Annotated in this window: 10 protein-coding genes; 7 read left to right on the top strand and 3 right to left on the bottom strand. The window is 58.3% G+C overall.

Annotated elements, in window-relative coordinates:
• Positions 1 to 101: 101 nt before the first annotated feature.
• The gene (gene uvrD / locus AAC076_RS06930) at positions 102 to 2,276 is read right to left on the bottom strand and encodes a DNA helicase II (RefSeq protein WP_339843897.1); all 2,175 of its coding nucleotides are present in this window, start codon (positions 2,274 to 2,276) and stop codon (positions 102 to 104) included.
• A 180-nt stretch (positions 2,277 to 2,456) separates the two neighbouring features.
• On the opposite strand from uvrD, the gene AAC076_RS06925 reads away from it, so the two are divergent.
• Positions 2,457 to 5,315 carry an EAL domain-containing protein gene (locus tag AAC076_RS06925; protein ID WP_339843895.1) on the top strand — a complete coding sequence of 953 codons (2,859 nt, stop codon included), beginning with the start codon at positions 2,457 to 2,459 and terminating at the stop codon, positions 5,313 to 5,315.
• A gap of 28 nt (positions 5,316 to 5,343) precedes the next feature.
• On the opposite strand, the gene zwf is transcribed toward AAC076_RS06925, so the two are convergent.
• The gene (zwf, locus tag AAC076_RS06920) at positions 5,344 to 6,819 is read right to left on the bottom strand and encodes a glucose-6-phosphate dehydrogenase (RefSeq protein WP_339843893.1); all 1,476 of its coding nucleotides are present in this window, start codon (positions 6,817 to 6,819) and stop codon (positions 5,344 to 5,346) included.
• Between the two features lie 102 nt (positions 6,820 to 6,921).
• On the opposite strand from zwf, the gene hexR reads away from it, so the two are divergent.
• The 4 genes from hexR to AAC076_RS06900 all read left to right on the top strand — a co-directional run bounded on the left by hexR (position 6,922) and on the right by AAC076_RS06900 (position 11,444).
• Positions 6,922 to 7,797, top strand: coding sequence for a transcriptional regulator HexR (gene hexR, locus AAC076_RS06915; protein ID WP_339843892.1), 876 nt, complete (start codon positions 6,922 to 6,924; stop codon positions 7,795 to 7,797).
• Positions 7,798 to 8,007: 210 nt separating this feature from the next.
• Positions 8,008 to 8,361 (top strand): response regulator, encoded by a 354-nt coding sequence (locus tag AAC076_RS06910; RefSeq protein ID WP_339843890.1) that lies wholly within the window; start codon positions 8,008 to 8,010, stop codon positions 8,359 to 8,361.
• A gap of 184 nt (positions 8,362 to 8,545) precedes the next feature.
• The gene (locus tag AAC076_RS06905) at positions 8,546 to 9,691 is read left to right on the top strand and encodes an ATP-binding protein (protein WP_339843889.1); all 1,146 of its coding nucleotides are present in this window, start codon (positions 8,546 to 8,548) and stop codon (positions 9,689 to 9,691) included.
• A gap of 163 nt (positions 9,692 to 9,854) precedes the next feature.
• Positions 9,855 to 11,444, top strand: coding sequence for an ABC-F family ATPase (locus AAC076_RS06900; protein WP_339843887.1), 1,590 nt, complete (start codon positions 9,855 to 9,857; stop codon positions 11,442 to 11,444).
• 7 nt (positions 11,445 to 11,451) lie between these two features.
• Here the strand turns inward: AAC076_RS06900 and AAC076_RS06895 are convergent, their stop codons facing one another.
• The gene (locus tag AAC076_RS06895; protein ID WP_339843886.1) at positions 11,452 to 12,168 is read right to left on the bottom strand and encodes a cold shock and DUF1294 domain-containing protein; all 717 of its coding nucleotides are present in this window, start codon (positions 12,166 to 12,168) and stop codon (positions 11,452 to 11,454) included.
• A 138-nt stretch (positions 12,169 to 12,306) separates the two neighbouring features.
• On the opposite strand from AAC076_RS06895, the gene AAC076_RS06890 reads away from it, so the two are divergent.
• Positions 12,307 to 12,711: a TraR/DksA C4-type zinc finger protein gene (locus AAC076_RS06890; protein ID WP_339844028.1), complete on the top strand. Its 405-nt coding sequence runs from the start codon at positions 12,307 to 12,309 to the stop codon at positions 12,709 to 12,711.
• On the top strand, positions 12,695 to 13,129 hold the full coding sequence (locus AAC076_RS06885) for a hypothetical protein (protein ID WP_339843885.1): 435 nt from the start codon (positions 12,695 to 12,697) through the stop codon (positions 13,127 to 13,129). The genes AAC076_RS06890 and AAC076_RS06885 overlap by 17 nt, the downstream gene beginning before the upstream one ends.
• Positions 13,130 to 13,140: the final 11 nt, after the last annotated feature.

Genomic DNA, 13,140 nt, shown 5'->3' with positions numbered 1-13,140 from the left:
TGGGTCCGCTTGGATTCCCGCGTTCGCGGGAATGACGGTAGAGGGTGCGGGAATGACTGTAGAGGGTGCGGGAATGACGGTGACTGGCGCGCGGGCTGCATTCAGATTGCCTGCAGTTTGGCATAGGCGACCATCAGCCATTTGCTGCCCTCATCATCGAAATTGACCTGGATGCGCGCCTGGGCGCCCTGGCCTTCGTAGTTCAGTACGACCCCTTCACCAAACAGCGAATGCAGGACCCGTTGGCCCAGTGCGAATCCGGCGTCTTCGGTGGCTTCGGCTGCGAACAGGCCGGTCTTGGCCGGGCCGAAGGGGCGGCTGACCTGGCTGCCCAGGCGCACTTCGCGGATCAGCTCGCTGGGAATTTCGCGCACGAAACGTGATACCCGATTGAAGGTTTCACTGCCATACAGCCTGCGGGTTTCAGCCCAGGTGATCACCAGTTGCTGCATCGCACGGGTGATACCCACATAGGCCAGACGACGCTCCTCTTCCAGCCGGCCGGGCTCCTCGAGGCTCATCTTGTGCGGGAACAGGCCTTCCTCGACGCCGGCCAGGAACACCAGCGGGAATTCCAGACCCTTGGCGCTGTGCAGGGTCATCAGCTGTACGCTGTCTTCAAAGCGATCGGCCTGGGTTTCCCCAGCTTCGAGCGAGGCGTGGGCAAGGAATGCCAGCAGCGTGTCGCCCTCGGCCTCTTCGTCTGCCTGATCGTGTTCGAATGCGCGGGCGGCGGATACCAGTTCTTCCAGGTTTTCGACCCGTGCCTGGGCCTTTTCGCCCTTCTCGTTCTCGTGAAAGCGCAACAATCCGCTCTGCTCGATCACCTGCTGGGCCATGCTGTAGAGGGGCACGCCTTCTACCCGCACGGTAATTTCTTCGATCAACTCGCAGAAGGCCTGTACTGCGTTGGCGGCGCGGCCGGGCAAACCCTTGTTGTCGAGCAGATCGCAGGCCGACTGCCACATCGACACATCCTGCTCGCGGGCATGCTGACGCAGGGCTTCAATGGTCTTGTCGCCAATGCCGCGGGTCGGCAGGTTGATGATGCGTTCCAGGGCGCCGTCATCGCCACGATTGGCGACCAGGCGCATGTAGGCCATGGCGTTCTTGATCTCGGCGCGCTCGAAGAAGCGCTGTCCGCCATAGATGCGATAGGGGATCGCGGCACGCAGCAACGCTTCCTCAAGCACGCGAGACTGGGCGTTGGAGCGGTACAGAATGGCGATTTCGCTACGCGCCATCCCAGCGGACACGGCCTGGTCGATGCGCTCGACAATAAAACGGGCCTCGTCCTGCTCGTTGAAGCCGGCGTACAGGTCGATTGGCTCGCCTTCGCTGTCTTCGGTCCACAGCTCCTTGCCCATGCGCCCGGCATTCTGCTCGATCAGGGCGTTTGCGGCCTTGAGAATCGTTGCGGTAGAACGGTAGTTCTGCTCAAGCCGGATCAGCTCGGAATTCGGGTAGTCACGCTGGAACTGGTGAATGTTTTCGATCTTTGCCCCGCGCCAGCCGTAGATCGACTGGTCATCGTCACCTACGACCATGAGGCTGGGGGTCTTGCCTGCAATCAAGCGCAGCCAGGCGTACTGAACCGCGTTGGTGTCCTGAAACTCGTCCACCAGCATATGCTTGAAGCGTGCCTGATATTGCGCTCGCAACGAATCATTGTCGCGCCACAGCTCCAGCGAGCGCAGCAGCAGTTCGGCAAAGTCCACCACCCCGGCGCGGGCGCAGGCCTGCTCGTAGCTTTGATAGATACGCTGCATGGTGGTCAGAAACAGATCGCCAGCGGGCTGGATATGTTGGGGCCGCAAGCCCTCGTCCTTCTGCCCGTTGATCCACCATTGGGCCTGACGGGGCGCCCACTGGTTCTCGTCCAGCCCCATTTCGCGGATGACCCGCTTGACCAGACGCATCTGGTCGTCACTGTCGAGTATCTGGAACTGTTCGACCAGACCGGCTTCGCGCCAGTGGGCGCGCAACAGGCGGTGTGCCAGACCGTGGAAGGTGCCCACCCACATCCCCTGGGGGGAGATGCCCAGCAACTGCTCGATGCGATGACGCATCTCGTACGCAGCTTTATTGGTAAAGGTGACCGACAGTATGCTCCAGGGCGAGGCCTTCTCGACCTCGACCAACCAGGCAATGCGATGCACTAGCACGCGGGTCTTGCCCGAGCCCGCACCAGCAAGAACCAATTGCTGGCCCGGCGCAGCGGTCACTGCCTGGCGTTGGGCGTCATTCAGGGAATTGAGCAGATGTGAAATATCCATCGCAGCATTCTATCAGCCTGCGCAGCGAAGCCGGAAGAATTGGCTGCAAAGTGCAGTCCAGACAGGTTGTTTTGAATTTATCAACAGGCTGGGGGCTGTGCCAGACCTAGGTGGTGGTGTAAGGTTACACTCGGTCCAAATATAACAAGAACCATAAAGTCCCGGGGGAACCACGTCGCTATGACGTTCGCGCCAATCACACCACCAGCTGTGCCCCGACAGCACCTGCGCCTGCGCGCACTGGATATGTTGTTCGCCTTCGCGCGACTGCCCCAGTGGCTGATCATGTTCAACGCCGTGGCGATGCTACCTCTGCTCTGGGTACATACCAGCCATGTTGAACTGCTGGTATGGATGGCTGTGCTTGGTGTATTGACACTGCAACGCATGATGCTGGTGCGCCGCTACCAGAGTGCGCCCGACGCGCACCGCGTGCGCCTGCGCTGGCCAGCGATGTTGTATTTGGGGAATCTGACTTCAGGTCTGTGTCTGGGCTGGATATACAGCGCCCTGGTACCGGTAGACAATTTCATGCTGCAAGCACCTGCCTACGCCCTGACCGCGGGCATCACGCTGTGCGTCAGCGTTATTTACGCCTTCCGTTACATTGCTTTCCTGGCTTTTACAGTGCCCGCCCTGCTCATGCCGAGCATTTATCTGTTGCTGCAGAATGATGCGTCCAGCCCCTACTGGGGACTCATGGGCAGCATACTGTTCAGTTGCCTGTTAATGGGCGCAGTCTTTATCAACCGCTCACTGGGTCTGGCCCTGAAAGCCAGCCTGCACAATGAGCAGTTGGTAGCACGACTCGAGGAATCGCGTCGCCAGACAGAGGATCTGAACTATCAACTTACCCAGGAAATCCAGCAACGCCGCCAGGCCGAGCAGGGCCTGCGCGACAGCCATGGCGTGCTCGAAGAGCGTGTCGCGCTGAGAACCGCTGAGCTGGAGGAGGCCAGCGCGGCCCTCAAATCAAGTGAAACTCAACTGACCCTGGCCATGGATGCCAGCCAACTGGGTCTGTGGGACTGGAATCTGGAAACCGACGAGGTGGTGCACTCTCACCTCTTGGAAATATTCGGGATGCCGCCAGACTCCGTGACCTTCATGCGTGCGCATCTGTCACCGCGCGTGCATCCTGATGACAGCGAGATGGTCCGCGACACCCTGGTCAGCCACATGCGGATGAACACCGGTTCCTACCGTATCGAATATCGCGTCAAACATGCCAACGGGCAGTGGATATGGGTAGAGGACAGTGGCCGGGCGGTGGAGCGTGACGCCAATGGACGCGTACGTCGCATGATTGGCACTCGTCGCGATATCAGCGCGCGTAAGATTCAGGACGAGCAGGCACAACTGGCGGCCACGGTATTCGAGGCGACTGCCGAAGGCATTTTCATTCTTGATCCTGATCTGCGCATTCTCACCGTGAACAACGCATTCAGTGCGATCACCGGCTATGCCGCAGAAGACGTCCTGGGGCTGCCCATTGCCGACACGAACAAGACCTCCAAGAACCAGCTGAGCTTCAAGGCCCTGTGTGACATCCTTGAGAACAATGATCGCTGGGAGGGTGAGCGCATCAGTCAACGGCGCAGCGGCGACCTTTACCCGCAATGGTTACAGCTGACCGTGGTGCGTAACGTCAATGGCAACGTGACCCATTATGTCGGTTTTTTTGCTGACCTGAGCGTCCGGCGCCAGACCGAAGAGCAACTGCAATACCTGAGCAGCCACGACAGTCTCACCGAACTGGCGAACCGCAGCATGTTTACCAAGTGCTTGCAGGAGTCCACGGCCAGGGCAAGGCAGCACGGCCAGAAGGTTGCGCTGATGCATGTCGACCTGGACCGCTTCAAGCATATCAACGACACCCTTGGCCACACTGTCGCAGACGAACTGCTCCGCCAGGTTGCGCTGCGCCTGCGTGAGATCACCCCGGAGCATGACACCCTGGCCCGGCTCTCGGCTGATGAGTTCGTGATTATCGTCGAGCACGACACCAGTCGCGAACGTCTTGAATACCGCGCCAGCACGATACTCGAGTTCCTGCGTCTGCCATTGAAGATTGGTGAACACGAGTTGGTGATCACGGCGTCCATCGGTATCAGCGAGTTTCCCAATTCAGCCCGCGACAGTCTGGTCATGATTACCCAAGCCAATCAGGCAATGCAGCATGCCAAGCACCTGGGCGGTAACAGCTTCCAGTTCTTCACCGAACAGCTACCCGGCTACAGTCTTGAACGGCTGCAACTTGAAAATCAACTGCGCAAGGCACTGGATGAGGACCAGTTGATTGTCTATTACCAGCCTAAATTGCACCTGGCCAGCGATCGCATACAGGGTGCAGAGGCACTTGTGCGCTGGCAGCATCCGGAAAAGGGACTGCTGTTGCCCGGAGCCTTTATCGAGATGGCCGAGGAAACCGGCATGATTGTCGCTTTGGGCGACGCCGTGCTGACCAAGGCCTGTTTGCAGGCAAGCGAGTGGTATCACCGCGGCCCGGCGCCGATATGTGTGGCGGTTAACCTGTCAGTCCAGCAACTACGTCAATCGAACTTTGCTGACCGTGTGCAGCAGATTCTCGACCACGCCCAATTGCCCGCCAGCCTGCTGGAGTTCGAGCTGACCGAGAGCATGTTGCTCGAGCACGTGGATGCGGTGGCGGAGAATATCGCCCAGTTGCAAAAGATGGGCATTCGCCTGGCGATTGACGACTTTGGCACCGGCTACTCTTCCCTCGCCTACCTGAAGCGCTTCCCTATCTCGACTCTGAAAATTGACCGGGCGTTTATCGGCGAGCTGGATGAGCAAAGCCCGCAGAACGCTCGCAGCCAGGACGCAGCGATCATCCGGGCAATCATTGCGATGGCCCACAGCCTGGACCTGATCGTGGTAGCCGAAGGCGTCGAGCATGATGGTCAGTTGGCGTTTCTCAAGGAGAACCTGTGCGATGAGGTACAGGGTTATCTGATCAGCCGACCGGTGCCCGCTGCGGACTTTACTGCGCTACTCACTGAAAGTGCCGAAGTCTGATGGACTCCTGAGCGCCTCGGTAGAGGCGTTAGCGTCGATCCAGCCAACGGTGCCCAAGGCGGTCGAGCAGGCTGTCTGCTGCTACTGGCCCCCAACTGCCCGCCGCATAGCGCTTGGGCGATCGGTAGCAGTCCTCCCAGCCCTGAATGATCGGGTCCACCCAGCGCCAGGCTGCTTCTATCTCGTCACGCCGCATGAATAGCGTCGCGTCACCACTGATCACATCCAGCAGCAGGCGTTCATAGGCGTCCCAGCGGCGCTTGTTGAATGCGTCGGCAAAATTCAGGTCCAGATCTACATCCTGCAGGCTCATGCCCCGGCCAGGGCTTTTGGCCATCAACGACAATCTAATACTCTCGTCAGGTTGGAGGCGAATGACCAGTCGATTGTGCTCCGGCGCATCTGTGCCCTGACCGAATAACCGATAGGGTACCGGCTTGAACTGAATGACAATCTCCGACTTCCGTTGCGCCAGACTCTTGCCGGTGCGCAGGTAGAAAGGCACCCCACCCCAGCGCCAGTTATCCACCTCGACCTTGAGTGCAACGAAGGTTTCAGTGTTGCTGTCGTGATCCACGTTTTTTTCAAAATAATAAGCCGGGAGTTTCTCGCCGGCGCGCACGCCCCGGGAATACTGACCGCGTACCGTGCGGTCCTGCACATCCAGACCGGTAATCGGCCGCAGGGCTTCCAGAACCTTCAGCTTCTCGTTACGGACCGCTTCAGGCTCAAAATGCACCGGCGCTTCCATCGCTACCAGACACAGTAGCTGCAGCAAGTGGTTCTGCACCATGTCGCGCATGGCACCCGCGTTATCGTAATAGGCGCCCCGGTTCTCTACACCGACGGTTTCCAGCACGCTGATTTGTACATGATCGATGTGCGCGTTGCGCCACAGGGGCTCGAACAGGGCATTGCCAAACCTCAGCGCCAGCAAGTTCTGGACGGTTTCCTTGCCCAGATAGTGATCAATACGGAAGACACTGGACTCATCAAAGACCGCACCAATGCCGTCATTGATCTGATTCGCAGTTTCCAGGCTCTGGCCGAGGGGCTTTTCCAGCACGATGCGCGCCTTGTCGTCTGCCAGCCCCACCGACGCCAGATGCTGCGCCGTGGCCGCGAAGAGCTCCGGAAACGTTGCCAGGTAGAACACCCGGATCCGGTCCGGTCGTGATGCAAGGGCTTTGGCCAGGCGCGGAAACTCCACGCGCTGGCTGGCGTCCAGGGTCATGTAATCCAGGCGGGCAGCAAAGGCGTCAGCAGTGGCCTGCTCGAAATCGCCCGGGGGCAGATATTGGCCCAGATGCCGCTGCACAAGCCGGCGATAGTCCGTTTCATCGTGCCGGGCGCGGGCCAGGGCAAGAATTCGACTATCCGGGTGCAGATGGCGATCACGATGAAGGTAGTACAGCGCCGGCAGGAGTTTACGCAGGGCCAGATCACCGGTCCCGCCAAATACCACTATGTCGCAAGGTTCACTGTAATGCACCGGCACGCTCATTCTCCCGGATGGAGGCAGGGGGGAAGGATTTGTAGTATAACTACAAGAAATCCTGCAAGACCGATCCCAGACTACCACGAAGCCCTAGCGCATGAAGCCCACGTGAACCTGCTCCAGCACATTGCCGCCAGTCGCCAGCAACTGCGCAAATCCGAACTCAAGGTCGCCGACCATGTGCTCGGCCACGCGGCGGATGTCATGCATTCGTCAATGGCTGACCTGGCGCGGGAAGTGGGCATCAGTGAACCGACCATAGTGCGGTTCTGCCGGGCCATAGGTTGCACCGGCTTTCAGGATCTCAAGCTGCGTCTGGCCCAGAGCCTGGCTGCCGGCGCCAGCTTCGGCCAGTTTTCCATCAGCGAAGACGACAGCGTTGGGCAACTCTCGCACAAGATATTCGATACCACTCTGGCCACGCTGATGGATGTTCGCGAGCGCCTGGACCCACAAAAAGTGGAGCAGGCAATCGAGGCGCTGAGCGATGCGCGGCGCGTGGAGTTTTATGGCTTTGGCGCCTCAGGCGCAGTGGCCAGCGATGCACAGCACAAGTTCTTCCGCTTGCAGGTATCCACCGCAGCCTATTCGGATCCGCATATGCAGGCGATGTCAGCCGTCACGCTGGGGCCGCAGGACGTGGCAGTGACTATTTCCCAGACCGGGCGCACCAAGGATCTGCTGCATTCAGCCACGCTGGTCAGGGAAACCGGCGCCACGCTGATCAGTCTCTGCCCAAGCCATACGCCACTGGCCGAGCTGGCGCAGATACATATCGCCATCGACGTGACCGAAGACACCGATATTTACACGCCCCTGTCGTCGCGCATCGCGCACCTGGTAGTGATCGATGTGCTCGCCATGGGCATGGCCATGCGCCGGGGCCCGGCGCTGGTCAACCATCTCAAGAACGTCAAACGTAGCTTGCGCGGATTGCGGCTCACCCATAAGGCCGGGCAACGCAATCTCGATAATAACGATTGATTACCCTTGTTCAGGCGTGAGCGCGATCGCCATGATCCACGGGCGGATCTAATGGCCCACGCATGCAGTCAGTTTCCAGCCTGGTGATGTTCGATAGCGCTTTATTGGAACGACCTGGCTTTGTCACAATCAAACAGAGGTGAGAGCCATCACCTATTGATGATAGCTGCGCAAAGTACGCAGCTCGACTAAACAAGGTTTATACCCCAGATGACCCGAATACTGATTGTGGAAGATGAGCCCGTAATCGCAATGCTGTTGGAGGAAATGCTCACAGACCATGGGTTCACAATTGTGGCCATTGCATCGACGCTGGAGCAGGCTCGAGCACTGGCCGAATCAATGAACCTGCAGGGCGCTTTATTGGATGTGAACCTGGGCGAGGACGAGGTGTTTCCAGTCGCGCGGCTGCTGGAGGAACGGGGCGTGCCCTTCGCCTTTACTACCGGTTACGGATCAATAGGCCTGCCACCGGATTGGGAGGACCGCCCGGTGTTCTGCAAACCCTACGATATTCAGTTACTGGCCGAGACCCTCTCGCAGCTGACGGGAAAAGTCGACTGAACGAAAAAAAATCTTCCTATTTTTGTAGCACATGACAACAATTGACTGGCGGGCCCAAAGGGTCCGTCAAGTAATGGGTGCCATGCGTATTTTTTGCCTAGTTTCGATTCCGCTCGCCGCCGGCTAGCGGCTTCAAGCAAGGGTCGATGCACCATAGTAAAAACATACATCATCAGGACTCCGCATGACGACGACGAGTACCCCGCAGAGCAGCTTACCTCTGAAGTCACAGGCTGTCGGGGACTTGCCCGATAATCGAACCGCTCTGCTTCTTGCGGTGCAAGCTCAGGAAAGGCTGATTGAGTGTCTGAGTAACTCTCAGCTGAGTTTTGAGGAAACCGTTGTCTGCGACGCCGCAGCGATTATCGTCAATCAGGAAGTAATCAGCCTGCAGGGTGACTGCGAGCTACGGGCGTTGAAAGCGCTTAGCTCGCTCCATGAGGCTGCTATCACCGGCGTCTATTACAGCGGCCTTCAGGAACAGGTAGATGGCGACCTGGAAGGGGTGTTGGCAATCTGTTTCTGTCCACCCGAAGATGGCTGGCTCCTGTGGTTTCGCGACGGACAAACAAGCCAGAAAGACGGTTGGAGCGACGCTGACATTGCGGCAACGACCTCTCTGCGTGGTGATTTACTCGAAGCCTGTCTGCAACGGGCAGCCATGACCTCTCGTGTACAGCAGAGCCTGATTGCCCGGCTGGGACACGATCTGTCCAATCCCTTGCAGTCCTTAACCATGTCCGCAGCCTTACTGCGTCCGCAGAGCGAGCGTGACATCGAGATGACCAAACACATCATTGCCGCGGGCAAGAAGATGGACCGTATGCTGGCCCAGATACGCGATCTCAATCAATTGCAGATGGGCAACAAGATCAGTATCAACCCGGTAGAAACCAACCTGTCGGCCCTGGTCAAATCGGTTCTGGAAGACGAACAGACGCTATATCCTGATCTGACAATCGAGGCACAGATCGAGCCGGTCATCAACGCTATGGTAGATGCGGAGCGTTACACCGAGGTCATTGCCCACCTGCTCAATAATGCGAGTCAGCAGAGCAAAGCCGAGACGCCCACCATCGTTAAGCTGACGAGGGAGGATGACACCAGTACGCTGACCGTCAGCAGTCAGATCGACCCGCTCAGCGCAGAGCAGATGGCGGGACTTTTTCAGCCAGTGACCAGCGACAGCCCCGCATCGGAACAAAGCGGCCTGGGCATGGGCCTGTATATCTGTGCGGCAATCGTCCAGGCCCATGAAGGTTCTGTGTACGCCGACCAGGGTGATGGCTCAATCGACTTCTGTCTGACCCTGCCTCTACTCAAGCAATAAGACACCAGCACCCCTGCTGATATCGCGAAGCCGACGAGTGTGCCCTACGCTCGTCGGACGCCCCTGTCAATAAAGAAGCATTGCCCGTACAATGCGCCGTCCGGTTTTCGGGCTCTGAACGCCGCACGAGAACAACCTCTTTCTTTTCCCGCAGGACATTCTTTTGATCTCCACCGCCAATATCACCATGCAGTTCGGGGCCAAGCCCCTTTTCGAGAACGTGTCAGCCAAGTTTGGCGGGGGCAATCGCTACGGTCTGATCGGCGCCAATGGATCAGGCAAGACCACCTTCATGAAGATTCTCGGTGGCGACCTGGAGCCGTCCGGCGGGCAGGTGATGCTGGAGCCGAACGTGCGCCTGGGCAAGCTGCGCCAGGATCAGTTCGCCTATGAGCAGTTCAGCGTGCTGGATACCGTGATCATGGGCCACGAAGAGCTTTGGAAAGTGCATGCTGAACGTGACCGCATCTATTCGCTCCCTGAAATGAGCGAAGAAGACGGTATGAAAGTCGCCGAACTCGAAACCGAGTTCGCCGAGATGGACGGCTACACCGCTGAGGCCCGCGCCGGCGAACTGCTGCTGGGCCTGGGGATACCCCTGGAACAGCATAGCGGCCCGATGAGCGAGGTTGCACCAGGCTGGAAGCTGCGTGTACTGCTGGCTCAGGCTTTGTTTTCCGATCCGGAAGTACTGCTGCTCGACGAACCGACCAACCACCTGGACATCAACACCATCCGCTGGCTGGAAAGTCAGCTGACCACGCGCAACAGCACGATGATCATCATTTCCCACGATCGTCACTTTCTCAACAGCGTGTGCACGCACATGGCCGACCTGGATTTCTGCGAGCTGCGCCTGTTCCCCGGCAACTACGACGAATACATGATGGCCTCGCACCAGGCTCGTGAGCGCTTGCTGTCGGACAACGCCAAGAAGAAGGCGCAGATCGCCGAGCTGCAGACCTTCGTCAGCCGTTTCTCTGCCAACGCATCAAAGGCCAAGCAGGCCACCAGTCGCGCCAAGCAGATCGACAAGATCCAGCTCGACGAGGTCAAGCCATCCAGCCGCATCAGCCCATTCATTCGTTTTGACCAGAACAAGAAGCTGCACCGCCAGGCAGTGATCCTCGACAAGGTCAGCCAGGGTTTCGACGGTCAGGCGTTGTTCAAGAACCTCAGTCTGCAGATTGAGGCTGGTGAGCGCGTGGCGATTATTGGACCCAACGGCATCGGCAAGACGACTTTGCTACGCACGCTGGTGGATGAACTGACTCCGATGGCAGGCACAGTCAAATGGGCCGAAAGCGCCGATCTGGGCTACTTTGCGCAGGAGCACGCGGACGACTTCAAGAACGACTGGACCCTGTTCGACTGGATGTCCCAGTGGACTACCGGTGGCGAGCAACTGGTGCGGGGCACCCTGGGCCGTATGCTGTTCTCCAACGATGACATCCTGAAATCAGTGAAAGTCATATCCGGGGGTGAGCAGGGCCGCATGCTGTTTGGCAAGCTGATCCTGCAGAAAGCCAACGTGATGATCATGGACGAACCGACCAACCACCTGGACATGGAATCCATCGAGGCGCTCAATCTGGCGCTGGAAAACTATCCCGGCACGCTGATCTTCGTCAGCCACGACCGCGAGTTCGTTTCCAGTCTGGCCACACGCATCATCGAACTGAACGAAAACGGCGTGACCGATTTCAACGGTACCTACGATGATTATCTGCGTGAGCTGGGTGTCGCTGTTTAAGCATCAGCTACCCCAGCAAACGCACCAGATAGCGCCCTTCCAGTAACAGCCTGTCAGCCCAGTAAAGCTGATGGGCTACGACTATCATCCAGAAAATCGTCTGGTACGAGGCCTTGCGGGTCTTGTGCCGGAAGCGCTGCTGGGCGATCAACGCCCCTGGCCAGCCACCTAACAACTCCGACAGATGCAACATATTTTCAGGGGTTCGCTGCCTTGATTCCTGGGCACTGCGTTTGTCGGACCGGTACATCAGAAAGCTGATCAGACTTGCTGCACAGTAAGCTACCAGGGGCACTATCCAGCCCTGCTCCCGGTAAAACTTCAGCGAACCCAGCAGCGGCAGAATACACAGCAGGCTCCAGACCCCCAGCTTGAGTGGCAGCTGCCGTATACCAGAGCTATGTCGCAAGCTTGGAGTCTTAGCCTTGGGCGGCCTGGAAGCGCTCCTGACCGGCTTTTCACGCTTGCCCGAAACCGCCTCTCGAGGCTTGCGACGGATCGAAGCCTTGTCCAGGCTCAGCGCTTCACCACGCATATGCGTGGCTCGCGGACGACCCCGCTCGTCCTCACCCACCAGATACAGAACGTTGTCACCCTGTTGGGGTCGCGCGTCGCCGCGCATCACGGAAATATGCACGAACAGTTTTGCGCCGCCCCCCTCCGGCTGGATAAAACCAAAACCCTTGTTGTCATCCCAGCTCAATAGCGTGCCCCGTTGTTCCATCAACCCGTATCCCCTGGTGGCCGTGTTCCGTGCCGATATTGTGCGTCAGCTTTGGCCATTACGGAACTTTTACGTCCTGAAAACCCTCTGAAATAAGCCATAGCACAACACAGGCCAATGACCATGGGCACACCGCCAATGACCAAGGAAGAGCTCCTCGCACAGCCCGCTGATGAGTATATGAGTGACTCCCAGCTGGCGTTTTTCAAACACATGCTGCTCACCGAGCGTGAGGAGCTTCGTGAGAGAATTGATAGGGATTTCAAGGATTTACGTGAATATGAGCTGCCCTCGGATCCGGCCGATCTGGGTAGTGCCGAGGAGCAGCGGCAATCCCAGCTGAACATGCTGGAACGGGAGAAACGGCTGCTCGACAAGATCGATCAGGCGCTGGACCGGATTGCCAGTGGCGAATACGGATGGTGCGCCGAAAGCGGTGAGCAGATCGGCTTACGCCGACTATTACTGCGCCCTACAGCAGCCTTGAGCATTGAAGCCAAGGAGCGTCAGGAGCAACTGGAACGCCATGTACGCGAAGTATGAAAATTTCCCGAGCGAGCGCGACCGACGAGAGGATAAGGCGGTGAACCCTGAACAGCAGGAAACACGAGAACGCCTGATCGCCGCACTAGAACGGGCCATGGAAACTGCCAAACCGGAGCTGCCAGGGCTGACGTACCTGGTGCCCCTGGCAGCCGACTACCTTGATCCGGCCGGAACCCACGTGGTATGGATTTTCGGTACTCGCTCTGATCTTGCCAGCGCACTGGAAAACGGAGGCGGACGATTGCTGTATCAACTGACTGCAACCGCACTCCGCGAGGCCCGTATGCAGGTTGATGACATTGATGTGAATGTTCACTTCGACAGCGAGGAGGCCTGCCAGCAGGAAAATCAGGGCAATTGGCAGTCCCGCCTCTCCATTCTCCACTACCCGGCGCGGGAGTTGGAGGGAAAATAAACGATATAGAA

The organism is uncultured Halopseudomonas sp. (assembly GCF_963977355.1).
GTDB lineage: Bacteria > Pseudomonadota > Gammaproteobacteria > Pseudomonadales > Pseudomonadaceae > Halopseudomonas.
Note: the sequence above shows the minus strand (reverse complement) of the source record. Positions and strands in the feature narration are given on the sequence as shown.